The following is a 25,792-nucleotide window of genomic DNA, read 5'->3' as shown; positions in this document are numbered from 1 at the left end:
TACAGCTTGGCGACGAAGTCGGCGTAGGCGGATTCGTTCATCAGCGCGTCCAGCTCCGACGGGTCGGACAGCGTGATCTTGAAGAACCATCCCTCGCCCTCGGGATCGCTGTTCACCAGCGCGGGCTCGTCGGCGAGCGCGGGATTGCCCTCGACCACCGTGCCCGAAACCGGCGCATACACGTCCGACGCGGCCTTGACCGACTCGACCGTCGCGGCCTCGTCACCCTTGGAGAGCGCGCGGCCCTCCTCGGGCACGTCGACGAACACGATGTCGCCCAGCGCACCCTGCGCATAGTCGCTGATCCCGACGATGCCGGTCTCGCCGTCGACGTCGATCCATTCATGATCCTGCGTGAAATAACGGCTCATCTTACTTGGCTCCTGCACGAACGTAGCGATGGGGGACGAAGGGCATGGCCGCGACGGTCGCGTCGTGCAGCTTGCCCCGCTGGATCAGCTTCACCGCCGTACCGGGCGTGGCCAGTTCGGCTGGCACATAGGCCATGGCGATCGGGGCACCCAGCGTCGGCGCGAACCCGCCGGAGGTGACGCGACCGATCACCGATCCGTCCTCGGCCACCACGCTGGCCCCTTCGCGCACCGGCTGGCGGCCGGCAACGGTCAGGCCGACGCGGCGGACGGCCGCGCCATTCTCGCGCTCGGCCAGGATACGCTGTGCCCCTGCAAAATCGGCGGCCTCGCGGCGGCGCTTGGAAAGCGCAAAGCCCAGATCGGCCATCACCGGCGTCGTTTCCGGATCGAGGTCGTGGCCGTAAAGCGGCAGGCCCGCCTCAAGACGCAGCGAGTCGCGTGCGCCAAGGCCGATCGGCTTCACCTCCGGCTCGGCGCACAGCGCATCGGCCAGCGCCGCGACCGCCTCGGCCGGCACCGAAATCTCGAACCCGTCCTCGCCGGTATAGCCCGAACGGCTGATCCACAGCGGCGTGCCGTTCCAGTCAAAGGCACCGGCGGTCATGAACACCAGCCGCTCGACACCCGGCACCAGGCGCGCCAGCGCATCGACCGCCTTCGGACCCTGCAGCGCCAGCAGCGCCTGTTCGTCGAGCAGGTTCAGCGTCGCATCGTCGGGCATCTGGTCGAGCAGATAGGCGATGTCGTCATATTTGGTCGCGCCGTTGACGACGATGTACAGTTCCTCGCCATCCTCGCCGGTGCGGCGCGTGACCATCAGGTCGTCGAGAATGCCGCCTTCTTCGTTCAGCAGCAGCGAATAGCGCATCTTCGACTCGCCCAGCCCGGTCAGGTCGCCCGGCAGCACGGTCTCCAGCGCCTGCACCACGCCTTCGCCGGTGAAGACCAGCTGGCCCATATGGCTGACGTCGAACAGGCCGGCGGACTGACGGGTCCACAGATGCTCGGCCATGATGCCTTCATACTGGATGGGCATTTCATAGCCGGCAAAGGCGACCATGCGGCCGCCCTTCGCCCGGTGCCAGCCGTCCAGCGGCAATGTCTGGATGATGTCGACGCCCTCGGGCGCGTCCTCGACGTTCAGGTCCTGCGTGTCGGTCACGGGCCGTCTCCAAAAGGGGCGATGCGGCGCAGCCCCGATGGCGGCGCCCGATCCGATCCCCCTCTGTCACGGAACCTGAGAGCTTTCCCCCGGTTCTGCGACCGGAGTTACCCCTTCGGTGGCGACATGCCAATGACGGGCTGCCGCGCTTTCCAGAGTATCGATGGCCCGCGCGGTCCTTTGGCCTGAGAGATTCCGGGGTGGTTGCTCCTTCGGCGGCCTCGCACCGGCCTGAAAGGCCGAGAGGCGCTCTCCCGCGCGTACCCATGCCGGTTGCCCGACATCGACGCCGCCGCTCTGGCAACGGCGCCGATTCAAGTCAATCGCGTTTCGCCAAGACGCTGTCTCTTTGAAAACGTGTCAAAGCACGTTTCGGCGGTGCCGTCACCGCGTCGCGTTGTAGCGCAACTGATCGTCGGTAAGCTGGAAACCGACCAGCGCCTCGAACGAGGAACGCAGCACCGCCGCGCGCACCTCGGGCTGGGTCAGCGGATCGACGGCGGCATCCTCGTCGCCCGCCTTGCGCCGCCGGGTCAGCTTGTCGCGCACGTCCTGCGGAAGGGTGGCGGCCGCGCGCGACACGGTGGTCGTCGCCTGCCCGGCGACCGATCCGCGCGGCTGGCCTGCGTCGAAATGCACGTTCACCCGCCCGATCCGCTTGGCGACGACGTTGCTGCCGCCGCGCACCACGGTGATGAAGTAGGGCAGGGTCACGTCACGCGCGCCATCGGTGGCGGTGCGCCGTGCATCCACCTGGAAGGTGACGGTGGTGACGATATCGTCGCCGACATCGGCGCAGGTGGAACGGACGTTGGTCATGTTCGCCACCACGTCGATCGCGCCGGCGTCGCGCGCATTGGCGGAGGTGAACAGGGTCACGTCGCCGGTGCCGGCCGGCACGCCCACCACCGGGCAGGCGGAGCGCACCGCGGTGATGCCGCCCGAGGCGTCGATCTCCCCGGTACGGGCGCAGCCGCCAAGCACGAGCGCCAAGGCCGCAGAAACGAGGATCGATGCTTTCACGAGGGGAACGCCTAAGCTGTGGAACCGGGATGGACCCTGATAACCGGCTTGGAGGCACGCAAGCAATGGCGTAGAGCGCTTGGCCATGACCGACACGATTTCCCAGGACACGGGCAAGCCGGCGCTGGCGCTGCTGATCGCCGCCCCGCGAGGCTTTTGCGCAGGCGTGGACCGCGCGATCCGCATCGTGGAACTCGCCATCGAGAAGCATGGCGCACCCGTCTATGTCCGCCACGAAATCGTCCACAACAAGTTCGTGGTCGACAGCCTGAAGGCCAAGGGCGCGGTGTTCGTGGAGGAGCTGCACGAGGTGCCGGACGGCGCGCACGTCGTCTTCTCCGCGCACGGGGTGCCCAAATCGGTGCCGGCCGATGCACAGGACCGTGGCCTCGACTATTTCGACGCGACCTGCCCGCTCGTCTCCAAGGTCCATCGTCAGGCCGAACGGCTGGTCGATCATGGCCGCCACATCGTGTTCATCGGCCATGCCGGCCATCCGGAGGTCATCGGCACCTTCGGGCAGGTGCCGCCGGGATCGATGTCGCTGATCGAGACGGTGGCGGATGCGGAGGTCTTTGCGCCTGCCGACCCGGCGAACCTCGCCTTCCTCACGCAAACGACGCTTTCGGTTGACGACACCGCCGCGGTCGTGGCGGTGCTGCAACGCCGTTTCCCGATGATCCAGGCGCCGCGCGGTGAGGATATCTGCTATGCCACCTCCAACCGGCAGGCGGCGGTAAAGGCGATCGCGGCATCCTGCGATGCGATGCTGGTGATCGGCGCGCCCAATTCGTCCAACTCGGTACGCCTTGTCGAGGTCGCCGAGCGCGAGGGCACGCCCGCCATGCTGATCCAGCGCGCCAACGAGCTGGACTGGACCTTCCTCTACGGCGTCGGCACGCTCGGCATCACCGCCGGCGCCTCCGCCCCCGAACTGCTGGTCCGCGAACTGGTCGAACGCCTGTCGACCCGCTTCGACGTCACCGAGCAGGAGGTGGAGACGAACCGCGAGACGATCGCGTTCAAGCTGCCGCGCGCCCTCGACGCCGCCTGACTCCATGGCAGTCTATACGACGGTATCCGCCGAGGCGCTGACCGCGTTTCTGGCGAAGTTCGACCACGGCGCGCTCGTCTCCGCCAAGGGGATCGCCGAAGGGGTGGAGAACTCCAACTATCTGGTCGACACCACCACCGGCCGCTTCATCCTGACGCTGTACGAGAAACGGGTTTCGGCCGACGACCTGCCCTTCTTCCTGGCGCTGCTCGACCATCTGGCCGATGACGGCAATCCGGTGCCCCGCGCCCTGCCCGATCGCAGCGGCGTGGCCATTCACGAACTGGCGGGGCGCCCGGCCTGCCTGATCGAATTTCTGCCCGGCGTGTCGGTGACGCAGCCGACGCCGGCCCAGGCGCGCGCCGCCGGCGCCGCGATGGGGGCGATGCATGACAGCCTGTCGGGCTTCGCCGCGACGCGGCCCAACACGCTCGGCCCGGATGGCTGGCGCGACCTGCATGCGCGGTGCGGCGCCGATCTGGATGCGATCCATCCCGGCCTGTTCGCCGATACGGCCGCCGCGCTGGAGACGGTGATCGCCCGCTGGCCGACCGCGTTGCCCGTCGCCGCGATCCATGGCGACCTGTTTCCCGACAATGTGCTGATGTTGGGCGACCGGGTGACCGGGCTGATCGACTTCTATTTCGCCTGCACCGATATCCGCGCCTATGACCTGGCCGTCATGCACACCGCCTGGGCCTTTGACGGCACCGGTGCGCGCTTCGATGCGGATGTCGGCACGGCACTGGTCGAGGGCTATGTCAGCCGCTTCGCCCTGTCGGGTGCCGAGCGTGCCGCGCTGCCGGTGCTGGCACAGGGCGCCTGCCTGCGCTTCATGCTGACCCGCGCCTGGGACTGGCTGAACACGCCGGCCGATGCACTGGTGACGCGCAAGGACCCGCTCGCCTATTGGCGGCGCTACCAGGCCTATGCGGCGGGTGCGCTGTGAGCGACGCAGCCCTGACCGCGGTCGAGATCGCCACGGACGGCGCGTGCAAGGGCAATCCCGGCCCCGGCGGCTGGGGCGCGCTGATCCGCTCCGGCACCCATGAAAAGGAATTGTCGGGCGGCGAGCCGAACACGACCAACAACCGCATGGAATTGATGGCGGCGATCGAGGCGCTGAACGCGCTGAAGCGCCCCTGCGCGGTGACGCTGTCCACCGACAGCCGCTACGTCATGGACGGCCTGACCAAGTGGATCCACGGCTGGAAGCGCAATGGCTGGCGCACCGCCGACAAGAAGCCGGTGAAGAACGCCGAACTGTGGCAGGCGCTGGTCGCGGCGGCCGAGCGGCACGAGATCAAGTGGCTGTGGGTGAAGGGCCATGCCGGCCACCCGGACAATGAACGCGCCGACAGGCTGGCCAGCGACGCCGCCAGGGCGATCGGCGGCCGCTAACCGCCGAACCGGCGGGCGGCGTAGCGGTCCGCATCCAGATCGTCCGGCACCGCACCCCCCATCAACACCGCCGCCGCGAGTGCGGCGCCCGCAGGCGCGGTCTGGATGCCGAAGCCGCCCTGCCCCGCGCACCAGAAGAAACCCGGCACGCTCGCATCGAAGCCGTAGACCGGCAGGCGATCGGGCGCGAAGCTGCGCAGCCCGGCCCAACGCCGCTCCACCGCCTCGACCCGCCAGTCCACCGCCCCCTCCAACCGGTCGATCGCCACCGCCACATCCATATCCTCCGGCGCAGCATCGCACGGCTCGCTCGGGATCTCGTCATGCGGGCTCAGCCACAATCGGCCGACGGGCTCCGGCTTGAAGTAGAAGCCGCCGTTCACGTCCACCACATGCGGCAGGCCGGCGGGCACAGGCGGCGCGGTGCGCAATTGCACCATCGTCCGGCGATAGGGCGCGATGCCGATCGGCCGCGCACCGGCCACCCGTGCGACCTGGTCCGCCCAGGCGCCGGCCGCGTTCACCAGCACGCGCGCCGCATGGGTGCCGCCCGGCGTCTCGATCGTCCACACCCCGCCCCGACGTTCGGCATTGCGCACGGCTGCGTCGGTCGCCAGCGTGACACCCGCATGGCGTGCCTGCGCCAGATACAGGGCATGCAGCCCGCCCACATCGATATAGGCGCAGCTCGGCTCGATCACCCCCAGCGTCCAGTCGGGACGCAGGCCCGGCACCCGCGTCGCCGGGTCGACGCGGTGGAGTTCGACGCCGCTGCCCTCGAAGGACGCGAGGAACCGGTCGATCGCCGCGCCGTCCTGCGTGCGGCCGATATGCAGCGATCCCAGCGGCTGGAGGAAACCGCCCGCCTGCAGCGCCGGGCCGGACGCGGTGGTCAGCGGCTGGATGCCGGGTCCGCCATAGGTTTCCGACCAGAACGCCGCCGAGCGCCCGGTCGCATGACGGCCGGGCATATCCTCCGCCTCCAGCAGCAGCACCCGCGCACCGCCGCCGATCGTCGCGGCCAGGCTGGCACCCGCAATGCCCGCGCCCGCAATCGCAATGTCGTAGATCACGGCGCCACCTGGCCGAGAAAACCGTCGATCGCGGCATAGGCGCGCGCACGGACGGGGGCGATCTCGCGCAGGATCTCATGCGCCGACTCAGGCCCGAAACGCACCACCTCGGCATGCGGCAGGCGGGTCGAGACGGCCGCCGCCATGCGCGCATCGACCAGCCGGTCGGCATCGGCCAGCACGAATTGCACCGGCGTCGTGATCGCCGACAGCCGCGGATCGGCGCGCAGCGCGGCGGTGGCGGCAAAGGCCTGCGCCACCCAGGACCAGCTCGGCGACCCCAGGCAGAGTTGCGGATTGTCCCGCCGCCACGCCTGTTGCTCGGCGAAACAGGCGATGTCGTGGGTCAGCCGCTGCTGGCGTTGTCGCGCGGCGCGCGCACTCTCGCCGCGGCGCCATGCCGGGCGGCGCGGGTCGCCCCGCCCGGCCATCCATGTCGCCAGCCGGTGGCCCAGCACCGCCCCCATCGGCGCGCGCAGGCCCAGCATCGGCGCGACCAGCACCGCGGCATCGGGCGCGAATCGCCCCTCGGTCAGTGCGCGCAGGGTCAGGAACCCGCCCATCGAATGTCCCAGCACGGCGTGCCGGGCGCCCGGCCGGTGCCAATCCCGCCAGAAGGCGGCGAGATCGTCGACCAGCGTCGCGAAATCCTCGATATGCCCGGTGTCATCCTCGGCGAGCCGCCCCGATCCGCCCTGCCCGCGCCAGTCGAACGCCGTGATGCTCCACCCTTGCGCGTGAAAATGTTCGAACGCGTCCAGATACTTCTCGAACATGTCCGCCCGGCCGGTCTGGAACAGCAAACGGCGGCGATCGTCGGCGGCCGGCCAGTCGAAGCGGCGGTGGCGCCAGCCGTCCGGCGCGGTCCATTCGCCGACGCGTGCGTTCGGATCGAGCTTTCGGCGGGGGGCAACCGGCATCATCCGCCCCGGTTACGTTTTCGAAAGCCCGCCCGTCTATACCCCTGATCCATGGGGTGGGATTTACCACGGGTCGCGCTGATCGCGCTTCTGGCGCTGCTGCTGCTGGCAGCGGGCATCCAGGATGCGCGTACGCGCGAGATCGGCAACGGCAAGAACGCCGCGATCGCGCTGCTCGCGCCCTTGTGGTGGTGGGCATGCGGGCTGTCGCCATGGCCCGACATGGCCGCGCAACTGGCGATCGGGCTCGGCCTGTTCATCGTGTTCGCGCTCGCCTTCCGCTTTGGCATGATGGGAGGCGGCGACGTCAAGATGATCGCCGCCTTGGGCCTGTGGCTGCCGGTGCAACCGCTGGTCCGGATGCTGGTGGTGATGGCGCTGGCGGGCGGCGTGGTGACGCTGCTGATGCTGATCGAACATCGCTGGCTGCGCCCGCGCGATACCGACGGTCCGGTCGAGGTTCCGTACGGCGTGGCCATCGCCATTGCCGGCCTGCTCACCCTTCGCGAACCGATATTTAACCAGTTTCCGGGTACTTAAATCGTAATCCTCACGCGAACCCGTCGCGGCCACGCGTCCGAAAAGGCTCAAAGAGAATATGGACAGCCGTAAGATCATTCTGTTGGTGGGCGCGCTGGTGGTGGCCGCCGTCACCGCCTTCTTCGCCCGCACGCTGATCGCCGGCAGCGCCGCGCCACAGGCGACCGCAGCCGCCGCCGCGCCGGTGATCGACGGCCCCGAAGTGCTGGTCGCGACCCGCGCCCTGCCGGTGGGCACGATCCTGGACGCCAGCGCGCTGCGCTTCCAGCCCTGGCCCAAGGAGCTGGTCGACGGCGCCTATTACCTGAAGGCACAGACCGATCTGAAGGCGTTGCAGGGCACCGTCGTGCGCAACGCGATCACCGCCGGCCAGCCGGTCACGCAGGGCGCCCTGGTGAAGCCCGGCGACCGCGGCTTCCTGGCGGCGGCGCTCGGCCCCGGCATGCGTGCGGTCACCGTTCCGGTATCCGCGCAAGGGTCGGTCGCCGGCTTCGTCTTCCCCGGCGACCGCATCGATCTGGTGCTGACGCAGGAAGTGGCAGGCGGCGGCGATGGTCCCGCGCTGAAAGTGTCGGAAACCGTGATGCGCAACGTCCGCGTCCTCGCCACCGACCAGCGCACCGACAATCAGGTGGGCGAGGACGGCAAGACCGAGGTCCGCACCTTCTCCACCGTCACCGTCGAATCGACGCCCAAGATGGCCGAGCAGATCGCGGTCGCGCAGACGCTGGGCACCTTGTCGCTGTCGCTGCGCTCGATCGCGGACAATCCCGCCGAGCTGGAAGAGGCGATCGCCTCGGGCGCGGTGAAGGTGCCCGACGGTACCGATCCGGCCGCCGAAAAGGCGATGATGCTGCGCGTCGCCAGCCAGCCACAGGCCGGCAGCAGCAGCTACGCCACCGGAGCGGACGTGTCGCGCTACCAGCGCAGCACCGTACCCGGCCGTGCAGCCGGCCAGATGGGTGGCGACGCGCCGGCCGTCGGCGTCGGGGGCGGAACGGGCGGCGGCACCGTCGCCACCACCGGTATCCCGAGCGGCCCGGTCATCCGCGTCGCCCGCGGCAACAACGTGACCGCCGTGCCGGTCCTGGGGAAGTAATCCGATGCGTGCTTGCCTGAACGCCCCGATGTTGAGACCCGCGATGCTTGCGCTGGCGGCAACCCTGCCCGCTGTCGCACAGGCGCGCCCGGCCGACCCCGCTCCTGCTGCTGCGGCGGCCGGGAGTGGCGGCGCCGTCATGCAGGTGAACACCGGCCGTGGCCGGCTCATCACCCTGTCCCGGCCGATGAGCGACCTGTTCGTCGCCGACGACTCGATCGCCGACGTGCAGGTCCGCTCGCCCACCCAGCTCTATGTCTTCGGCAAGAAGCCGGGCGAGACGACGATCTCCGCCACCGCGCGCGGCGGCGCAGTCGTTTATGCGACCACGGTGCGCGTCGGCAACAATCTGGACTCGGTCGGGCAGATGCTGCGCCTGACCATGCCGGAGGCGAACATCGTCGCCACCCCGATGAACGGCCTGATCCTGCTGACCGGCACCGTCGCCGCGCCGGAGGACGCCGCGGAAGCGGAGCGGCTGGTACAGGGCTTTGTCGGCGATACCACCAAGGTGCTGTCGCGCCTGAAGACCGCGACGCCGCTGCAGGTGAACCTGCAGGTGCGCATCGCGGAGGTCAGCCGCAGCTTCGTCAAGAATATCGGCGTGAACCTGCTCAACCGCCATAGCACCAGCGGCGGCCTGCTGTTCGGGATCGACTCGGGGCGGACGACGGGATCGTCGATCGCCAACGCCACGAACCCTGCAGGTCAGGTCATCGGAACCACCTATACCGTCGCCAAGGGCCCAGGCCGCACCACCTTGGGTCTCGGCGGCCGTATCCTCGGCATGGACCTGCTCGCCGCGATCGACCTGGGCGAAACATTGGGCCAGGTGACGACGCTCGCCAATCCCAACCTGACCGCGCTGTCGGGCGAGACCGCAACCTTCCTGGCCGGCGGCGAGATCCCGATCCCGCTGGCCTCCGGCTTCGGCGCCGTGAACGTCGAGTTCAAGCAATATGGCGTCAGCCTCGCCTATACGCCGACGGTGCTGTCCGACGGGCGCATCTCGCTGCGCGTCCGGCCGGAGGTGTCGCAGCTTTCGTCCGCCGGTGCGGTGACGATCGGCGGCACCACCATTCCCGGCCTGACCACCCGCCGCGCCGAGACGACGCTGGAACTCGGCTCGGGCCAGAGCATGATGATCGGCGGGCTGCTGTCGAACAGCAACGACAACTCGGTCGACAAGACGCCGTGGCTCGGCGACCTGCCGCTGATCGGCAGCCTGTTCCGCTCGAACGCATTCCGCCGCAGCGAGACCGAGCTGGTCATCATCATCACCCCCTATCTGGTGAAGCCGGTGAACAACCAGGCCGACATCGCGCTGCCCACCGACGGCGCGCGCACCCCGCGCGACATCGACCGGGTCATCAAGGGCGAGCTGGGCACCGGCGCCAGCGGCGAGCGCCGCCCGGTGCCGACCATGGCGCCGCCGCGCCAGTCCGCGCCCGCCATCGGCCTGTCCGCCCCCACCACGGTGGCACCGCCCGCCGCCAAGCCTTCCAAGCCGGCCAAGGGCGTCCCCGCCCCCGGCTTTTCCAACTGATCGGTCCGGGATGCGACACGCCATGACCCACACCCTTACCCTGACATCCTCGCTGGCGGCGGCGCTGCTGCTCGCCGGCTGCACCGGCACGCAGAATCGCGGCGTCGAATCGGTCCACCAGCCGGTGGTCGACCGCAGCGATTATGCGCTCGACCTGGGCGTGATCGGCGGCCGGCTGGCCGCTGGCGAGGAAGAGCGGCTGGACGGCTGGGCGCGCACCCTGCGCCTGGGCTATGGCGACCATGTCGCGATCGACGATCCCGCGATCGAGGCGCCGGGCGCCCGCGCCGAGGTGGCCGAACTGGTGGCGCGCTACGGCCTGCTGCTCGACGAGGCCGCAGCCTCCTCGCAGGCACCGGTCACGCCCGCCACGATCCGCGTCGTGGTCAGCCGGACGCGCGCGGCGGTGCCGGGCTGCCCCGACTGGTCGCGCGACAGCAGCCTGGACTGGAACCAGAACACCTCGTCCAACTATGGCTGCGCGACCAATGCCACGCTGGCCGCGATGGTCGCCAACCCCGCCGATCTGGTCCGGGGCCATGCCGGCCGTGAAACCGCGGACCCGGCGCAGGTCTTCAAGAGCATCGACCTGTATCGCAAGGCCGTGCCCACCGGCGGCGGCGGCACCACGGTGGGCAGTGCCGGCGGCGCTGGTGGCGGTGGCGGCGGTGCTGGCGCGGGGGGCAGCCGCTGATGAACGCTCCCTGGAAACCCGGCGCCATCACCGGGCGCGATCCCTTTGTCGCCTATGTCTGCGACGAGGCCACCGCCGATGCGGTACGCCCGATCGTGACCGAACAGGGCTGGTCGCCGGACAAGGTGCACAAGGGCGGCCTGCGCAACGCGATCCAGTCGCTGTCCGTGTCCGCCAGCCCGCAGATCCTGCTGGTCGACCTGTCCGAATCGGGCGATCCGCTCAACGACATCAATGCGCTGGCCGAGGTGTGCGAGCCCGGCACGGTGGTGATCGCCGCCGGTCAGGTGAACGACGTCCGCCTCTACCGCGACCTGCTGGCCAGTGGCATCCAGGATTATCTGCTGAAGCCGTTGCACCGCGACATGCTGCGCGACGCCTTTGCCCATGCCCAGGCCCTGCTCAGCGCCCCCAAGCATGTCGAGGGGGGGAGCGAGCATCCGCATTGCGCGGTGGCGGTGATCGGCGCGCGCGGCGGGGTCGGCGCCTCCACCGTCGCCACGTCGCTCTCCTGGCTGCTCGCCGAGAAGGAAAAGCGCTCCACCGCGCTTCTCGACCTCGACGTGCATTTCGGCACCGGCGCGCTGGCGCTCGATCTGGAGCCCGGCCGCGGCCTGACCGACGCGATCGAAAATCCCAGCCGCATCGACGGCCTGTTCATCGAGCGCGCCATGGTGCGCGCCTCTGAAAAGCTCGCCGTGCTGTCGGCGGAGGCCCCGATCAACAGCCCGATCATCACCGACGGATCGGCCTTTCGCGCGCTGGAAGAGGAAATGCGCGGCGCCTTCGAATGCATGGTGATCGATCTGCCGCGCGGCATGCTGGTCCAGCATCCGCAACTGCTCGCCGACGTGCAGACCGTGGTGCTGGTCACCGAACTGACGCTGGCGGCGGCACGCGACACCATCCGCCTCCTCTCCTGGCTGAAGGCGAACGCAACCCAGGCGCAGGTCGTCGTGCTGGCCAACCGCATGCACCCCGCCGCACAGGCGGAGATCAGCCGCAAGGACTTCGAAACCTCGATCGAGCGGCGGATCGACCATGTCATGCCCTTCGACCAGAAGCTGGCGGCGCAGGCGGCCAAGCTGGGCAAGACACTGGCGGAGGCGGGCAAGGCGAGCAAGACCATCGCTCCGCTCGCCGAGATTGCCGGCAATCTGTGCTTTGCGGCGGCGGAAAGCGCCGCGCCGGGTGGCAAGGGCATCAAGGGTGGCCGCGGGCCATCGCTGATGGCGCGGTTCGACTTCAAGGGCCTGATGGCCAAGCGCCCGCCGCGCAAATGATCCGTTCCCGCCCCCAGTCCCGGTTCCCTGGCGGAGCGCCGCGATGACCGACATGCTGCCTTTCATCATGGTCATGGTCGGCATGGCGATCGTCCTGGCGATGATCGTGATGGCCTTTGCCGGCCCCTCCCCGGCCCGCGCACAGGCGCGCCGCATGGCGCAACTGCGCGAGCGGCATTCGGAGGTGGCGGTGATCTCCTCCACCCAGATGCGCCGCATCACCAATGCGCGCGACACGCGGATGGACGAGGCGTTCGGCCGCATCCTGCCCAACCCCGCGCTCCTCGCCAAGCGGCTGGCGATGACGGGCAAGGACTGGACGGTGGGCCAATATGGCATGGTCAATGCCGGCGTGACGCTCGCCATCGCGGTGTTGATGCTGGTGGAGGGGATGCCCTTCCTGCTGGCGCTGTTCGCCGCGATCTTCGTCGGCGTGGGCATTCCGCATTTCGTCATCGGCAAGCTGATCCAGCGCCGGGTCGGCCAGTTCACCGCCAAGTTTCCCGACGCGATCGAGCTGCTGGTCCGCGGCCTGCGCTCGGGGCTTCCCATCACCGAGACGATGAGCGTCGTCGCGCAGGAGGTCGAGGGCCCGGTGGGGGAGGAATTCCGCACCATCACCGACAAGATGAAGATCGGCCGCTCGATGGACGTAGCGCTTCAGGAAACCGCCGACCGGCTCGGCACGCCCGAGTTCCAGTTCTTCGTCATCACCATCGCCATCCAGCGCGAAACCGGTGGCAACCTGGCCGAAACCCTGTCCAATCTCGCCGACGTGCTGCGCAAGCGCGCGCAGATGAAGCTCAAGATCCGGGCGATGTCGTCGGAATCCAAGGCATCGGCCTATATCGTCGGCTCGCTGCCGTTCATCGTCTTCGGCCTGATCTTCATGGTCAATTCGGCCTATCTGATGAACTTCTTCACCGACGAGCGGCTGATGATCGCGGGGCTTGGCGGCCTGCTGTGGATGGGCATCGGCGTCTTCATCATGGCCAAGATGGTCAGCTTCGAGATCTGAGGGACGATCATGGCCCCCACCACCCCCACCATCCTGGGCATCGACGTGCTCTGGGTCGCGACGATCCTGTCGGGCGTCGCCGCCTTTGCGGTGATGGTCGCGATCTACGCGGTCACCACCTCGCGCGATCCGATGACCAAGCGCGTCAAGGCGCTGAACGACCGGCGCGAACAGTTGAAGGCGGGCATCACCGCCTCCACCAAGCGCCGCGCCAAGCTCGTCCAGCGCAACGACACCGCCGACCGGATGCGCGCCGTGCTGCAATCCCTGTCGGTGTTGCAGGAGGAACAGGTCAAGGCCGCGCAGATCAAGCTGCTGCAGGCCGGCATCCGTTCCAAGGAATGGGCCGTCGCCGTCATCTTCGGCCGGCTGGTCATGCCCATCGTGTTCGGTGGCCTCGCTTTGCTGTGGGTGTACGGCACCGAGGGCTTTGCCGACTGGTCGCCCTTGAAGAAATACATGCTGGTCGCCGGCACCTTCATCCTGTCGTACAAGGCGCCCGACCTGTTCCTGAAGAACAAGATCACCAAGCGGTCCGATGCGATCCGCAAAGGCCTGCCCGACGCGCTCGACCTGCTGGTGATCTGTGCGGAGGCGGGCCTGACCGTCGACGCCGCCTTTCACCGCGTCGCGCGCGAGCTTGGCCGCGCCTATCCCGAACTGGGCGAGGAATTCTCGCTGACCGCGATCGAGCTCGGCTTCCTGACCGACCGGCGTCAGGCGTTCGAAAATCTGGCGATGCGCGTCGATCTGGATGCGGTGAAAGGCGTGGTCACCACCATGATCCAGACCGAGAAATACGGTACGCCGCTGGCCTCCGCGCTGCGCGTGCTCTCCGCCGAGTTTCGCAACGAGCGGATGATGCGCGCCGAGGAAAAGGCCGCCCGCCTGCCGGCGATCATGACCGTGCCGCTGATCCTGTTCATCCTGCCGACGCTGTTCGTCGTAATCCTCGGGCCGGCGGCCTGTTCGATCAAGGACTCGCTGATCAGCGGAAGCTGAAACCGACACGCGTCCGGGTCGTTGACCACCCGTAACAGGAGGTTGGCGATGCTGTTTTCGACACCCACGCAATATGCGGTGCTGGCACTGCTCTTCGTCGGCGGCTGGCTGCTGGGGCTGGCCAGCCATCCCGGCGGCCGCAAATGGCGCGAACGCTACACCGCGGAGCGCGATGCCCATGCCACGGTCCGCAAGGAACACGACGCCCGCCTCGACGCGGCGAACGCACGCATCGCGGAACTGGAGCGGGAGAATAACCGCCTCGCCCATGCCGCGCCCGTGGCAACGGCGGCACCGGTAGCACCGGTGGCCAGCGCCCCCATCTCCACCGCGCACGTACCGCCCCGCCCCGTCGCCGCCAGCGCAGCCCGCCCGGCCTTTGGCGGAGAACGCCGCGGCTGGTTCGATTTCGGCGACCGCACCCGCCGCTAAAGCGGATGGGTTTGGCCCGAGTCTAATCGCGTTTCACGCAAAACCCCTCTCCCCTCTGGGGAGCATCAGGTAAACAGCGCCCCGCGCTGTTTAGTCCATGCCGGGGGCATGAACGACCTGATGCTGGAGGGGCCCGCCGCAAGGCGGTGGGAGGGTGAGGGGTCGCCAAGCAGCGCCGCACTGTTGGTCTACCCCTCACCCTTCCCACTACCTTTGGCAGCGGACCCCTTCCCTCTCCCCGTGGGGGAGAGGGGGATTGGCCTCATGCATCCCCTTCAGGGCGGGGTATCCTACCCGTTCAGACCGCTCTCCCCGGAGGGGGAGAGAGCTGGGCCCTACTTCCGCAAAGCCGCCTGCGCCGCCGCCAGGCGCGCGATCGGCACCCGGTACGGGCTGGCCGAGACGTAATCGAGCCCCACCTGCTCGCAGAACGCGATCGACGCCGGATCGCCACCATGCTCGCCGCAGATACCCAGCTTGATGTCGCCGCGCGTCGCCCGGCCACGTTCGGCGGCCAGGCTGACCAGTTCGCCCACGCCCTCCACGTCCAGGCTGACGAACGGGTCCTTGGCGTAGATGCCCTGCTCGACATAGGTGCTGAGGAAGCGCGCGGCATCGTCGCGGCTGACGCCCAGCGTCGTCTGCGTCAGGTCGTTGGTCCCGAACGAGAAGAACTCGCCCACCTCGGCGATTTCACCCGCCTTCAGCGCGGCGCGCGGCAGCTCGATCATCGTGCCGACCAGATAGTCGACCGCGCGCCCCCGCTCGGCAAAGACCAGCTTGGCCGCCTTGTCGACCACCGCCTTCATCAATTCCAGCTCGCGCCGCGTCGCGACCAGGGGGATCATCACCTCTGGAATCGGTGCCTCTCCCGACTTCTCGGCCACGTCGATCGCCGCCTCGAAAATCGCCCGCGCCTGCATCTCGTAGATTTCCGGATAGGTCACGCCCAGCCGGCAACCGCGATGCCCCAGCATCGGATTGAACTCGTGCAGTTCGTTCGCGCGGCGCTTCAGCGTGTCGATGTCCAGCCCGGCGGCCTGCGCCACCTCGGCGAACTCGGCTTCCTCATGCGGCAGGAACTCGTGCAGCGGCGGATCGAGCAGGCGGACGGTGACCGGCAGGCCCGCCATCACCTCGAAGATCGCGGTGAAATCGCTGCGCTGTTCGGGCAGCAGCCGGTCCAGCGCGACCCGCCGCCCCTGCTCGTCCGATGCCAGGATCATCTGGCGCACCGCGGTGATGCGGTCCGCCTCGAAGAACATGTGCTCGGTGCGGCACAGCCCGACGCCCTCCGCACCGAACTCGCGCGCGGTCTTGCAGTCGAGCGGCGTTTCCGCATTCGCCCGCACCTTCAGGCGGCGAACCGCGTCGGCCCATTCCATCAGCGTGCCGAAATCGCCGGCCAGCTCGGGCTGCACGGTCGCGACCTCGCCCACCATCACCTCGCCACTGGCGCCGTCGATGGTCAGCGTGTCGCCCTCGCGCACTTCACGGCCGGCGCAGCGCAGCACCTTGTCCTTGGCCGAGATCGCCAGCGACCCCGCGCCGGACACGCATGGCCGCCCCATGCCGCGCGCCACCACCGCGGCGTGGCTGGTCATGCCGCCCCGCGCGGTCAGGATGCCCTTGGCGGCATGCATGCCGTGAATATCCTCCGGGCTGGTCTCGACGCGGACCAGGATCACAGACTCGCCCGCCGCCGCACGCTTTTCCGCCGTGTCGGCGTCGAACACCACCTTGCCCGATGCCGCGCCCGGCGATGCCGGCAGGCCCTTGGTCAGCACGTCGCGCTTCGCCTCGGGGTCCAGCGTCGGGTGCAGCAACTGGTCGAGTGCCGCCGGGTCGACGCGGGCGATCGCCTCCTCGCGGGTGATCAGCCCTTCGTTCGCCATGTCGACCGCGATCTTCAGCGCCGCCTTGGCGGTACGCTTGCCCGACCGGGTCTGGAGCATCCACAGCTTGGCCTGCTCCACCGTGAACTCGATGTCCTGCATGTCGCGGTAATGGGTTTCGAGCTGGTCGAACACCGCGGCCAGTTCGCGGTAGACCTCCGGCATCGCTTCTTCCATCGATGCGGGCTTGGCGCCGGCTTCCTCGCGCGCCGCCTTGGTCAGATATTGCGGCGTGCGGATGCCCGCCACCACGTCCTCGCCCTGCGCGTTGATCAGGAACTCGCCATAATAGGCGCGGTCGCCCTTGGACGGATCGCGCGTGAACGCCACGCCCGTCGCCGAGGTGTCGCCCATGTTGCCGAACACCATCGCCTGCACGTTGACCGCGGTGCCCCAATTGGCGGGGATGTCGTTCAGCCGGCGATAGACCTTGGCACGCTCGGACTGCCACGAACCGAACACCGCGCCGACCGCACCCCACAGCTGATCATGCACGTCCTGCGGGAAGGGCTTGCCCCACTGCTCCTCGACCAGCGCCTTGTACTGCGCGACCAGCGCCTTCCAGTCGGCGGCGCTCATCTCGGTATCAAGGGTGAAGCCGTTGTCTTCCTTGGCGATCTCAAGCGCTTCCTCGAACGCGCCGTGATCCAGTTCCAGCACCACGTCGGCATACATCTGGATGAAGCGGCGATAGCTGTCCCACGCGAACCGCTCATCGTCCGCCGCCTTCGCCAGACCCTCGACGGTGTCGTCGTTCAAGCCGAGGTTCAGCACCGTGTCCATCATGCCCGGCATCGACACCCGCGCACCCGACCGCACCGACACGAGCAGCGGGTTCGCCGGATCGCCGAAGCGCTTCTCGGTCACCGCCTCGATATGGGCGATCCCCGCCGCAACCTCGTCACGCAAGCTTTGCGGAAACTGCTCGCCTTCCTCATAATAGCGCGTGCACATCTCGGTCGAGATGGTGAACCCCGGCGGCACCGGCAGGCCGATCGATGCCATCTCGGCCAGATTGGCGCCCTTGCCGCCCAGCAGGTTCTTGTCCCCCTTGCCGCCATCCGAAACACCGCCGCCGAACCTGTAGACGTAGGTCATTGTCTTTCCCCTGTTTCGTTTCGTGGTCGCCCAAGAGGGGGCGTATCAGCCTTCAATCCGCGAGAAGTCGGCAACATTGTGCACCGCGGCACGCACCCGCGCCAGCAGGTTCAGCCGAGCCGCCCGGCGCGCAGGATCGGCGTCGTTGACCGTCACCTGGTCGAAGAACGCATCGATCGGCGCACGCAAGGTGGCAAGAGCCGCCATCGCCCCCTCGAAGTCCTCCCGCGCCACCGCCTCGCCGGCGCGCGGCTCGGCGGCATCGAGTGCGGCGATCAGGTCGCCCTCGGCCTGTTCGGGTGCGTAGGACAGCGCGGTCGCCTCGACACCGGTCACACCTTCCTTCTTCAGGATGTTGGCCGCGCGCTTGTACCCGGCCAGCAGGTTCGCGCCGTCCTCCGTCCCGACAAACGCCTGCAACGCGCGCACGCGGGCGAGCAGCCGGACCAGATCGTCTTCCTTAGCTCCCTGCCCGTCAATTACACGGGCTGCACGTATGATGTCCGCAGAGATACCATTCTCGCGTTCAGAAACTTCCAAGCGATCCAATATGAAGTCTCGAACGGCAGCGGCAACCGGCACATTCGCCATCATATCATCGAGTACGGCCTGACGGATTTCTTTGCCGAAGGCATCCTCCGACAAGGAGGATGCAAAGCCTTTTACTGCACCGATAGCCGCTTCCATACCTAGATGATCGAGTACTGCACTGAATGTTTTCGCTCGTTCGTTCTGCTTCAGGGCCAGCGCCGAAACGACGTTCTCGCTCATCCAACTTTGTAGGGCCGCAAAGAACAAACTGAATCGAAGATCGTTTTCTTTTGTTAACCGAATAATGCCGAGTGCCGCTCGGCGTAAGGCAAAGGGGTCTTTTGAACCGGTAGGTACAGCATCAATCGAGAAGAATCGGGTAAGAGTATCCAGCTTGTCCGCCAGACTGACCGCCACCGTCACCGGCGCGGTCGGCACGTCGTCGCCCTGCCCGACCGGCTTGTAATGGTCGCGCACCGCCTCGGCGACGCGGGCGTCCTCGCCCTGTGCGGCGGCGTAATAGCCGCCCATCAGGCCCTGCAATTCCGGGAACTCGCCGACCATGCCGGTGACGAGGTCCGCCTTGGCAAGCCGCGCCGCACGCTCGGCAAGCGCCGCCCACTGCCCCCTCTCCCCTGCGGGGAGAGGGTTGGGGTGAGGGGCTGCCACGGACGGGCCGCTGCCGGGCTGCCCCTCACCCTCCCCGCGGCTGTGCCGCGGGTCCCCTCCCTCCCCCCGGGGGGGAGAGGGCGTTTCGGCACCCACAACGCCCTCTTCGACCAGCCAGCGGGCCAGCTTCGCCACCCGCTCCACCTTGTCGGCGACGGTGCCCAGCTTTTCGTGGAAAACGATCTTTTCCAGCTTGTCCGCCTGCTCGGCGAGCGGCGTCTTCAGGTCCGTCTCGTAGAAGAAGCGCGCATCCGACAGGCGCGCGGCCAGCACCTTGCGGTTGCCCTCCACGATCTTGGCGCCGCCATCGCTCGCCTCGATATTCGCGGTGCAGACAAACGCATTGGCCAGCTTGCCCGCGCCGTCGCGACAGACGAAATATTTCTGGTTCACCCGCGCGGTAAGCTGGATCACCTCGGGCGGCACGTCGAGAAACGCGTCGTCGAAGCGCCCGAGCAGCGGCACCGGCCATTCGGTCAGGCCGGCATTTTCCGCCACCAGTCCCTCGTCCTCGACCAGTTCCAGCCCCGCCTCGCGCGCCAGCGCTGCGGCGCGGCTGCGGATCAGCGCGGCACGCTCGTCTTGATCGACCAGCACATGCGCCGCGCGCAGTTGCTCGACATAGCCGTCCGGACCGGTCAGCGTGATCGCCGCCGGCGCGTGGAAGCGGTGGCCGCGCGTCTCGGTGCCGCTGGTGACGCCGGCGATCTCGACCGGCACGACCCGTTCGCCGAACAGCGCGACGATGCCGTGCAGCGGCCGCACCCAGCGCAGCGACTCGGTGGATTGCGAGGCATCGCCCCAGCGCATCGACTTGGGCCAGGGAAAGCCGCGGATGATCGCCGGGATCGCCTCTGCCAGCACGTCCGCCGTCGCGCGGCCCGGCTTTTCGGTAATCGCGAACAGCACGCCGTCGCGCTCCACCAGTTGCTCGCGCATCAGCCCGGTCTTGCGCAGGAAGCCCTCCAGCGCCTGCGGCGGCGCGGCGGCACGCGGCCCCTTCACCTCCTCCGACACCGCCTCCGTCGCATCGGGCAACCCCTTCGCGATCAGCGCCAGCCGGCGCGGCGTGGCATAGGTGATCGTCTCGCCGGCGCGCAAGCCAGCCTTGGCCAGTTCGGCGGCGAACAGGCGTGCAAGGTCCTCGCGCGCCTTGGCCTGCATGCGGGCGGGAATTTCCTCGGAGCGAAGTTCGAGAAGAAAGTCGCTCATGCCGCCCACCCGTTCTTCTCCATCCAGGCGCCGCACGCCCCCTTCGCCAGATCGCGGACCCGCCCGATATAGGCCTGGCGCTCCGCCACCGAGATCACCCCGCGCGCCTGGAGCAGGTTGAAGGTGTGGCTGGCCTTGATCGCCTGTTCGTATGCCGGGATCGGCAAACCGCGCGCCAGGCTGTTCTCGCATTCGGCCGCGGCCTTACGAAAGGCGTCGAACAGCGTGTCGGTGTCCGCCACCTCGAAGTTCCACGTGCTCATCTGGCGCTCATTCTCCAGGAACACATCGCCATACGTCACGCCCGCATCGTTGAACGCCAGGTCGTACACATTGTCGACGTCCTGGATGTACATCGCCAGACGCTCCAGCCCATAGGTCAGCTCGCCCGCCACCGGCTTCATGTCGAAACCGCCCATCTGCTGGAAATAGGTGAACTGCGTCACCTCCATGCCGTCGCACCAGACTTCCCAGCCCAGCCCCCAGGCGCCCAGCGTCGGGCTTTCCCAGTCGTCCTCGACGAAGCGGATATCGTGCTTGCCCATGTCCACGCCGATCGCGGCCAGACTGCCCAGATACAGGTCCTGCAGATCGGCCGGGCTCGGCTTCAGGATCACCTGATACTGGTAATAATGCTGCAACCGATTGGGGTTCTCGCCATAGCGGCCATCGGTCGGGCGGCGGCATGGCTGGACGAAGGCGGCGTTCCACGCATCCGGCCCCAGCGCGCGGAGCGTAGTGGCGGGGTGAAACGTGCCGGCGCCCATCTCCATGTCATAGGGTTGCAGGATCACGCATCCGCGGTCGCTCCAATAGTCATGGAGGGTAAGGATCATGCGCTGGAAGGATAGAGGCTGGGTCACGAGCGTGGCTTTGGCGGATGGGCCCAGAAGGGTCAAGCGAGTGGCACCGCGCGCGCGGAAGGGCTAGATACCGCTGCCACGACCCACCCGAGGAGACCCGGTTTGCTACTGCGTTCGTTCCGCGCGACCCTGACCTCGATCGCCCTGCTGCTCGCCCTGCCGGCCTGCGCACAGTCCAGTCCTACCCAGGCCAAAGCCGCCAACGACGCCGATCCGGCGCTGTGGGTGGTCAAGGATGCGGATACCACCGTCTATCTGTTCGGCACCATCCACGTGCTGAAGCCCGGCCTGTCCTGGTTCGACGAGGCGGTGAAGACGGCGTTCGACAAGTCCGGCGAGCTGGTGCTGGAGATGGTGCAGCCCGATCCCGCCGCCATGCAGCAGATCGTCGCCACCACCGGCATCAACCCCACCGGCCCGACGCTGACCGAGCAACTGCCCGAGGCCAAGCGCCCCGCCTATCTGAAGGCGCTGACCGAGGCGGGCCTGCCTTCCGCCGCGTTCGACCGGATGAAGCCCTGGCTGGCCGCGGTCAGCCTGTCGCTGATGCCGATCCAGAAGCTCGGCTATGACGCGTCGAACGGCCCGGAAACCGTGCTGGCAAGCGCCGCCAAGTCCGCGAACAAGCCGGTGATCGGCCTGGAAACCGCAGAACAGCAGATCGGCTATTTCAACGGCCTGTCGCAGCCGGCCCAGATGCAGTTCCTGGTGTCCACCGTCGATGAACTGCCCGAAGCGGGCAAGACGATGGCGACGATGGTCGACAACTGGTCGCATGGTGACCCGGAGGCCCTTGCCAAGACGATGAACGAAAGCCTGAAGGACTCGCCCGAGGTCGCAAAGGTGCTGCTCACCGAGCGCAACGCACGCTGGGCGAAGTGGATCGCGAACCGCATGGCGAAGCCCGGCACCGTCTTTGTCGCGGTCGGCGCCGGGCATCTCGCCGGGCCCGACAGCGTCCAGGCGCAACTGGCACGGGCAGGCGTGAAGGCGGAACGCGTCGCCTATTGAGGCCCCGCGATTGCCAGCGCGCATGGTTTCGGCTATGCGCGCCGGCTTCCGGCCATGGTCATCCCTGGAGGCGTGGGCGGAAAAGCACATCCATTCGTTTTCGGAGCATATCGCATGAGCGACACCATTACGCTCGCAGCCGAGACGCGTGACCGGGCTGGCAAGGGAGCCTCCCGTTCGCTGCGCCGTGAAGGCCGCGTCCCCGCCGTGATCTACGGCCAGAACAAGGAGCCTGCCGGCATCCATCTCGAAGAGAAGGAACTGGTCAAGGCTCTCATGACCGGTCACTTCTTCAACTCGGTCGTGATGCTGAACGGCGAGCGTACCCTGCCCAAGGACGTCGCGTTCCACCCGGTCACCGACCGTCCGCTGCACGTCGACTTCCTGCGTATCGGCGAGCATTCGACCGTCACCGTCGCGGTGCCGGTGGTGTTCACCGACGAGGACGAGTCGCGCGGCCTGAAGCAGGGCGGCGTGCTCAACATCACCCGTCACGAGGTCGAGCTGGTCGTCGACGCCGCCAACATCCCGGCGGAACTGACCATCTCGCTCAAGGGTCGCGAGATCGGCGATTCGATCCACATCTCCGACGTGGCGCTGCCCAAGGGCGCGCAGCCGGCGATCGAGGATCGCGACTTCGCGATCGCCACGATCGTGCCGCCGACGGTCCCGACCGCCGCCGACGAGGCCGCGGACGCCGATGCCGGTGCCGCTGGCGACGATACGGCCGAGGGCTGATCGTCCCGGTCCCTCCGGGGATCGCCGACGGAAAGGGGGGGGCAGGTGGCGGCAACGCCCCTGCCCCCTTTTCGTTCTACCCGTTCGTCTCGAGTAGCCGTCGAGTAGCAGCAAAGCTGCGTATCGAGACGGCGTATCGAGAGACAGGTTGGCGCTCGGAACGGTACCTCGATACGAGTTCTCGATACGTCCCTGCGGGACTACTCGATCTCTACTCGCCACGAACGGGGGAGAAATGGCGTCATCTCAGGCGACCGCCCACCAACCAAGGAGATCGCAGCGTGCAAATCTGGGTCGGACTCGGCAATCCGGGGCCGCAATATGCGATGCACCGGCACAATATCGGCTTCATGATGCTGGACGCGATGGCCGAGATCCACGGCTTCGGCGCGGTCAAGAAGCAGTTCCAGGGCTGGACGCAGGAAGGCCGCATCGGCACGCACAAGGTGCTGCTGCTGAAGCCTGCCACCTTCATGAACGAAAGCGGCCGCTCGGTGGGCGAGGCGCTGCGCTTCTATAAACTCGGGCCCGACGCGCTTACCGTCTTTCACGACGAACTCGATCTCGCCCCCTTCAAGGTGAAGGTGAAGACCGGCGGCGGGACCGCGGGCCATAACGGCCTGCGCTCGATCGACCAGCATCTCGGACCCGATTTCCGCCGCGTCCGCCTCGGCATCGGCCATCCCGGCCACAAGGACCGGGTGACCGGCTACGTGCTCGGCAACTATGCCAAGACCGAGATCGAGCCGCTGTCCGACCTGCTCGGCGCCGTCTCGGCGGAGGCCGGCTGGCTGGCGGATGGCGACGACACCCGTTTCATGAACGATGTCGCGCTTAGGATGGGTCAGGCATGAGCACGTCCGGGACGATACGCCGCCTGTTCGCCTCGCTCCTCTACGAGGGGCGGATCGACGATGCCGATCTGATGGCCGATCTGGAGGATAGCTGCCTCGCCCTTGCCGAGGACGACCGTGCCGGGCGCCGCTGGTCGAAGGAGCATGGCTATCGCGGCTATACCAGCTATGCCTCGCTGAACGACCTGCCGATCCGCGATCCGGTGTTCGCGGACCTGAAGAAGAAGCTCGACCGCCACGTCGCGGCCTTTGCGCAGGAATGCGCCTTCGATCTCGGCGGGCGCAAGCTGAAGCTGGACAGCCTGTGGGTCAACGTCCTGAAGCCGGGCGGACATCATTCCGCGCACATCCACCCGCACAGCACCGTCTCGGGTACGCTTTATGTCGCGATGCCGCCGGGTTCGGGCGCGTTGAAGCTGGAGGATCCGCGCCTGCCCATGCTGATGGCCGCCCCGCCGCGCCGCCCGGACGCACCCGACGATCTCGCCACCTTTGCCACTGCGCAGCCGGAGCCGGGTACGGTCCTGCTCTGGGAGAGCTGGCTGCGCCACGAGGTCGTGCCCAACGCCGCCAAGGGCGAGCGGATCAGCGTCAGTTTCAACTACAGGTAGTTACGCAGGCGAAAAGGTTCCGTCGATTCGGCGTCGATATGCCACGCTTCATCGCGGCATACTCGTCTCCTTAGCATCTGGCATGATTAACGGGCGCCACGCATGGCGCCCTGCCGCGCGGACCAGCGCAGAGAAATCGCACGACATGTTGGAAGCCGTTGTTTTCACCTATGGAATGCTCGCCAGTTTCGTCCTGTCGGGCGCGACTCGCAATGCCAAGGCGCGCCGCGCCAATCCGCGTATGCTGCAATATGTCGGTTATGTGCTGATGAGCTTCTCTGCCGCGCTCGGCGTCATGCTGCTCGGCTATGCGGCGATGATGAGCCTGTCCGGCTAAGCATTGAGGTGAGGCGCCGGCGTCGCTAGAGCGGCGCTTTCGCCTCTCTCCACAGGAACGACGCATGGGTTTCCGCTGCGGCATCGTGGGCCTGCCGAATGTCGGCAAGTCCACCCTCTTCAACGCGCTTACCGAGACGGCCGCTGCGCAGGCCGCCAACTATCCCTTCTGCACGATCGAGCCGAACGTCGGCAACGTCGCGGTTCCCGATCCGCGTCTCTACTCGCTGGCCGAGATCGCCGGCTCGGCCAAGATCATCGAAACGCAGCTCGCCTTTGTCGACATCGCCGGGCTGGTTCGCGGTGCGTCCAAGGGTGAAGGGCTCGGCAATCAGTTTCTCGGCAACATCCGCGAGGTGGACGCGATCGTCCATGTGCTGCGCTGTTTCGAGGATGGCGACGTCACCCATGTCGAGGGCAAGGTCGATCCCATCGCCGACGCCGAGACGGTCGAGACCGAGCTGATGCTCGCCGATCTCGAAAGCCTGGAGAAGCGCGTCCCCAATCTCGTCAAGAAGGGGCAGCAGGGCGACAAGGAGGCCAAGATCGGTGCCGCCGTGCTCGGCCAGGCGCTGGAGCTGCTCCGTGACGGCAAGCCCGCCCGCCTGACCCAGCCCAAGGATGCCGAGGAGGAGCGCGTCTTCGCCCAGGCGCAACTGCTCACCGCCAAGCCCGTCCTTTACGTCTGCAATGTCGAGGAAGCGAACGCGGCGAACGGCAATGCCCATTCGCAGGCCGTTTTCGCCAAGGCCGCGGCAGAGGGGGCGCAGGCCGTCGTCGTCTCCGCCGCGATCGAGGCCGACATCGCCACCATGCCGCCCGAGGATCGCCCCGAATTTCTCGGTGAGCTCGGCCTGTCGGAAACCGGCCTCGCCCGCGTCATCCGCGCCGGCTACACGCTGCTCAACCTGCTGACCTTCTTCACCGTCGGTCCCAAGGAAGCGCGCGCCTGGACCGTCCATGCCGGCGCCAAGGCTCCGCAGGCGGCAGGCGAGATCCACACCGATTTCGAACGCGGCTTCATTCGTGCCGAAACCATCGCCTTTGACGACTATGTCGCCTGCAAGGGCGAGGCGGGCGCCCGCGACGCCGGCAAGCTGCGCCAGGAAGGCAAGGAATATGTCGTCCATGACGGCGACGTGATGCTCTTCCGCTTCAACGTCTAATCGCTTCAAGCCCTCCCCCGGTTGGGGGCCGCCGAACCACCGACCCCTCTCCCCCACGGGGAGAGGGAGGGGCCCACTGCCGTGAGGCAGTGGGAGGGTGAGGGGCCGCCCAGCAGTGCAACGCTGCCCGGCAACCCCCGCTTCCGCCTGTCACATTTCCCCGCTACGCGCTTGCGCCATCATGCGG

The 25,792-nt window shown here is 67.8% G+C and carries 25 protein-coding genes and 1 riboswitch; of the genes, 17 read left to right on the top strand and 8 right to left on the bottom strand.

From position 1 onward, the window contains the following. The 3 genes from gcvH to OXR08_RS16280 form a co-directional block, all read right to left on the bottom strand. A partial coding sequence (gcvH, locus tag OXR08_RS16290) for a glycine cleavage system protein GcvH (RefSeq protein WP_112382158.1) occupies positions 1-371 on the bottom strand: 371 nt, incomplete at its 3' end. Position 372: 1 nt separating this feature from the next. Continuing rightward, positions 373-1,536, bottom strand: a complete 1,164-nt coding sequence (gene gcvT, locus OXR08_RS16285) for a glycine cleavage system aminomethyltransferase GcvT (RefSeq protein ID WP_267351452.1) — start codon at positions 1,534-1,536, stop codon at positions 373-375. 163 nt (positions 1,537-1,699) lie between these two features. Beyond that, positions 1,700-1,803, bottom strand: a riboswitch (glycine riboswitch). A 117-nt stretch (positions 1,804-1,920) separates the two neighbouring features. Next, positions 1,921-2,529 (bottom strand): hypothetical protein, encoded by a 609-nt coding sequence (locus OXR08_RS16280; RefSeq protein WP_112382156.1) that lies wholly within the window; start codon positions 2,527-2,529, stop codon positions 1,921-1,923. A 115-nt stretch (positions 2,530-2,644) separates the two neighbouring features. Here OXR08_RS16280 and ispH point away from each other — a divergent pair, with 115 nt between their 5' ends. The 3 genes from ispH to rnhA are packed head-to-tail and all read left to right on the top strand — an operon-like array spanning position 2,645 to position 5,014. After that, the gene (ispH, locus tag OXR08_RS16275; protein WP_267351449.1) at positions 2,645-3,613 is read left to right on the top strand and encodes a 4-hydroxy-3-methylbut-2-enyl diphosphate reductase; all 969 of its coding nucleotides are present in this window, start codon (positions 2,645-2,647) and stop codon (positions 3,611-3,613) included. 4 nt (positions 3,614-3,617) lie between these two features. Then, entirely contained in the window at positions 3,618-4,562 is a 945-nt protein-coding gene (gene thrB / locus OXR08_RS16270) for a homoserine kinase (protein ID WP_267351446.1), read from the top strand. Next, positions 4,559-5,014 (top strand): ribonuclease HI, encoded by a 456-nt coding sequence (rnhA, locus tag OXR08_RS16265; protein ID WP_267351444.1) that lies wholly within the window; start codon positions 4,559-4,561, stop codon positions 5,012-5,014. Before thrB ends, rnhA begins: the two co-directional genes overlap by 4 nt. Here rnhA and OXR08_RS16260 read toward each other — a convergent pair. Next, positions 5,011-6,087 carry an FAD-dependent oxidoreductase gene (locus OXR08_RS16260; RefSeq protein ID WP_267351442.1) on the bottom strand — a complete coding sequence of 359 codons (1,077 nt, stop codon included), beginning with the start codon at positions 6,085-6,087 and terminating at the stop codon, positions 5,011-5,013. The two genes, rnhA and OXR08_RS16260, sit on opposite strands and share 4 nt — an antisense overlap. Further along, on the bottom strand, positions 6,084-7,010 hold the full coding sequence (locus OXR08_RS16255) for an alpha/beta hydrolase (RefSeq protein ID WP_346731917.1): 927 nt from the start codon (positions 7,008-7,010) through the stop codon (positions 6,084-6,086). Before OXR08_RS16255 ends, OXR08_RS16260 begins: the two co-directional genes overlap by 4 nt. 48 nt (positions 7,011-7,058) lie before the next feature. Here OXR08_RS16255 and OXR08_RS16250 point away from each other — a divergent pair, with 48 nt between their 5' ends. Genes OXR08_RS16250 through OXR08_RS16215 form a run of 8 tightly spaced genes read left to right on the top strand, consistent with a single transcriptional unit; the run spans position 7,059 to position 14,621 of the window. Then, positions 7,059-7,547 (top strand): prepilin peptidase, encoded by a 489-nt coding sequence (locus OXR08_RS16250; protein WP_267351441.1) that lies wholly within the window; start codon positions 7,059-7,061, stop codon positions 7,545-7,547. Between the two features lie 58 nt (positions 7,548-7,605). Further along, positions 7,606-8,646 (top strand): Flp pilus assembly protein CpaB, encoded by a 1,041-nt coding sequence (gene cpaB, locus OXR08_RS16245; RefSeq protein WP_267351440.1) that lies wholly within the window; start codon positions 7,606-7,608, stop codon positions 8,644-8,646. Between the two features lie 28 nt (positions 8,647-8,674). Further along, positions 8,675-10,192: a type II and III secretion system protein family protein gene (locus OXR08_RS16240; protein WP_267351438.1), complete on the top strand. Its 1,518-nt coding sequence runs from the start codon at positions 8,675-8,677 to the stop codon at positions 10,190-10,192. A 22-nt stretch (positions 10,193-10,214) separates the two neighbouring features. Beyond that, positions 10,215-10,886: a CpaD family pilus assembly protein gene (locus tag OXR08_RS16235; protein WP_267351436.1), complete on the top strand. Its 672-nt coding sequence runs from the start codon at positions 10,215-10,217 to the stop codon at positions 10,884-10,886. Then, positions 10,886-12,169, top strand: a complete 1,284-nt coding sequence (locus tag OXR08_RS16230) for a P-loop NTPase (protein WP_267351434.1) — start codon at positions 10,886-10,888, stop codon at positions 12,167-12,169. Before OXR08_RS16235 ends, OXR08_RS16230 begins: the two co-directional genes overlap by 1 nt. Positions 12,170-12,221: 52 nt before the next feature. Beyond that, complete coding sequence (locus tag OXR08_RS16225) at positions 12,222-13,187, top strand: type II secretion system F family protein (protein WP_267351454.1); 966 nt, start codon at positions 12,222-12,224, stop codon at positions 13,185-13,187. 9 nt (positions 13,188-13,196) lie between these two features. After that, entirely contained in the window at positions 13,197-14,189 is a 993-nt protein-coding gene (locus OXR08_RS16220) for a type II secretion system F family protein (RefSeq protein ID WP_170295645.1), read from the top strand. Between the two features lie 48 nt (positions 14,190-14,237). Continuing rightward, positions 14,238-14,621, top strand: coding sequence for a hypothetical protein (locus OXR08_RS16215; RefSeq protein ID WP_112382146.1), 384 nt, complete (start codon positions 14,238-14,240; stop codon positions 14,619-14,621). Between the two features lie 335 nt (positions 14,622-14,956). Here OXR08_RS16215 and ppdK read toward each other — a convergent pair whose 3' ends face one another. From ppdK to OXR08_RS16200, 3 genes are read right to left on the bottom strand one after another with little or no spacing between them, the layout of a single operon-like run. Continuing rightward, on the bottom strand, positions 14,957-17,614 hold the full coding sequence (ppdK, locus tag OXR08_RS16210) for a pyruvate, phosphate dikinase (RefSeq protein WP_267351429.1): 2,658 nt from the start codon (positions 17,612-17,614) through the stop codon (positions 14,957-14,959). A 45-nt stretch (positions 17,615-17,659) separates the two neighbouring features. After that, a complete protein-coding gene (gene glyS / locus OXR08_RS16205) occupies positions 17,660-20,026 on the bottom strand; it encodes a glycine--tRNA ligase subunit beta (protein WP_267351427.1) in 2,367 nt (788 codons plus the stop codon). After that, positions 20,023-20,862 (bottom strand): glycine--tRNA ligase subunit alpha, encoded by an 840-nt coding sequence (locus OXR08_RS16200; RefSeq protein WP_112382144.1) that lies wholly within the window; start codon positions 20,860-20,862, stop codon positions 20,023-20,025. Before OXR08_RS16200 ends, glyS begins: the two co-directional genes overlap by 4 nt. 129 nt (positions 20,863-20,991) lie before the next feature. Here OXR08_RS16200 and OXR08_RS16195 point away from each other — a divergent pair, with 129 nt between their 5' ends. The 6 genes from OXR08_RS16195 to ychF all read left to right on the top strand — a co-directional run bounded on the left by OXR08_RS16195 (position 20,992) and on the right by ychF (position 25,605). Beyond that, positions 20,992-21,900, top strand: coding sequence for a TraB/GumN family protein (locus OXR08_RS16195; protein ID WP_267351424.1), 909 nt, complete (start codon positions 20,992-20,994; stop codon positions 21,898-21,900). Positions 21,901-22,014: 114 nt separating this feature from the next. Next, positions 22,015-22,638: a 50S ribosomal protein L25/general stress protein Ctc gene (locus tag OXR08_RS16190; protein ID WP_149682097.1), complete on the top strand. Its 624-nt coding sequence runs from the start codon at positions 22,015-22,017 to the stop codon at positions 22,636-22,638. Positions 22,639-22,919: 281 nt separating this feature from the next. After that, complete coding sequence (gene pth, locus OXR08_RS16185; protein ID WP_112382142.1) at positions 22,920-23,492, top strand: aminoacyl-tRNA hydrolase; 573 nt, start codon at positions 22,920-22,922, stop codon at positions 23,490-23,492. Further along, complete coding sequence (locus OXR08_RS16180; protein WP_267351421.1) at positions 23,489-24,103, top strand: TIGR02466 family protein; 615 nt, start codon at positions 23,489-23,491, stop codon at positions 24,101-24,103. The genes pth and OXR08_RS16180 overlap by 4 nt, the downstream gene beginning before the upstream one ends. 145 nt (positions 24,104-24,248) lie before the next feature. Then, entirely contained in the window at positions 24,249-24,440 is a 192-nt protein-coding gene (locus OXR08_RS16175; RefSeq protein ID WP_267351419.1) for a hypothetical protein, read from the top strand. Between the two features lie 64 nt (positions 24,441-24,504). Beyond that, complete coding sequence (gene ychF, locus OXR08_RS16170; protein ID WP_267351417.1) at positions 24,505-25,605, top strand: redox-regulated ATPase YchF; 1,101 nt, start codon at positions 24,505-24,507, stop codon at positions 25,603-25,605. Positions 25,606-25,792 lie beyond the last annotated feature (187 nt).

Origin of the sequence: Sphingomonas sp. GM_Shp_2, from assembly GCF_026540875.1 — a bacterium.
Classification (GTDB): domain Bacteria; phylum Pseudomonadota; class Alphaproteobacteria; order Sphingomonadales; family Sphingomonadaceae; genus Sphingomonas; species Sphingomonas carotinifaciens.
This window is presented reverse-complemented; position numbering and strand designations above follow the sequence as displayed.

What these genes read in the sequence shown, in the direction of transcription:
- ispH (WP_267351449.1), top strand. Translation starts at nt 2,645, where the DNA reads ATGACCGACACGATTTCCCAGGACACGGGCAAGCCGGCGCTGGCGCTG.
- thrB (WP_267351446.1), top strand. Translation starts at nt 3,618, where the DNA reads ATGGCAGTCTATACGACGGTATCCGCCGAGGCGCTGACCGCGTTTCTG.
- OXR08_RS16255 (WP_346731917.1), bottom strand. Translation starts at nt 7,010, where the DNA reads ATGATGCCGGTTGCCCCCCGCCGAAAGCTCGATCCGAACGCACGCGTC.
- OXR08_RS16250 (WP_267351441.1), top strand. Translation starts at nt 7,059, where the DNA reads ATGGGGTGGGATTTACCACGGGTCGCGCTGATCGCGCTTCTGGCGCTG.
- cpaB (WP_267351440.1), top strand. Translation starts at nt 7,606, where the DNA reads ATGGACAGCCGTAAGATCATTCTGTTGGTGGGCGCGCTGGTGGTGGCC.
- OXR08_RS16240 (WP_267351438.1), top strand. Translation starts at nt 8,675, where the DNA reads ATGTTGAGACCCGCGATGCTTGCGCTGGCGGCAACCCTGCCCGCTGTC.
- OXR08_RS16235 (WP_267351436.1), top strand. Translation starts at nt 10,215, where the DNA reads ATGACCCACACCCTTACCCTGACATCCTCGCTGGCGGCGGCGCTGCTG.
- OXR08_RS16230 (WP_267351434.1), top strand. Translation starts at nt 10,886, where the DNA reads ATGAACGCTCCCTGGAAACCCGGCGCCATCACCGGGCGCGATCCCTTT.
- OXR08_RS16225 (WP_267351454.1), top strand. Translation starts at nt 12,222, where the DNA reads ATGCTGCCTTTCATCATGGTCATGGTCGGCATGGCGATCGTCCTGGCG.
- OXR08_RS16220 (WP_170295645.1), top strand. Translation starts at nt 13,197, where the DNA reads ATGGCCCCCACCACCCCCACCATCCTGGGCATCGACGTGCTCTGGGTC.
- OXR08_RS16215 (WP_112382146.1), top strand. Translation starts at nt 14,238, where the DNA reads ATGCTGTTTTCGACACCCACGCAATATGCGGTGCTGGCACTGCTCTTC.
- ppdK (WP_267351429.1), bottom strand. Translation starts at nt 17,614, where the DNA reads ATGACCTACGTCTACAGGTTCGGCGGCGGTGTTTCGGATGGCGGCAAG.
- glyS (WP_267351427.1), bottom strand. Translation starts at nt 20,026, where the DNA reads ATGAGCGACTTTCTTCTCGAACTTCGCTCCGAGGAAATTCCCGCCCGC.
- OXR08_RS16200 (WP_112382144.1), bottom strand. Translation starts at nt 20,862, where the DNA reads ATGATCCTTACCCTCCATGACTATTGGAGCGACCGCGGATGCGTGATC.
- OXR08_RS16190 (WP_149682097.1), top strand. Translation starts at nt 22,015, where the DNA reads ATGAGCGACACCATTACGCTCGCAGCCGAGACGCGTGACCGGGCTGGC.
- OXR08_RS16180 (WP_267351421.1), top strand. Translation starts at nt 23,489, where the DNA reads ATGAGCACGTCCGGGACGATACGCCGCCTGTTCGCCTCGCTCCTCTAC.
- OXR08_RS16175 (WP_267351419.1), top strand. Translation starts at nt 24,249, where the DNA reads ATGTTGGAAGCCGTTGTTTTCACCTATGGAATGCTCGCCAGTTTCGTC.
- ychF (WP_267351417.1), top strand. Translation starts at nt 24,505, where the DNA reads ATGGGTTTCCGCTGCGGCATCGTGGGCCTGCCGAATGTCGGCAAGTCC.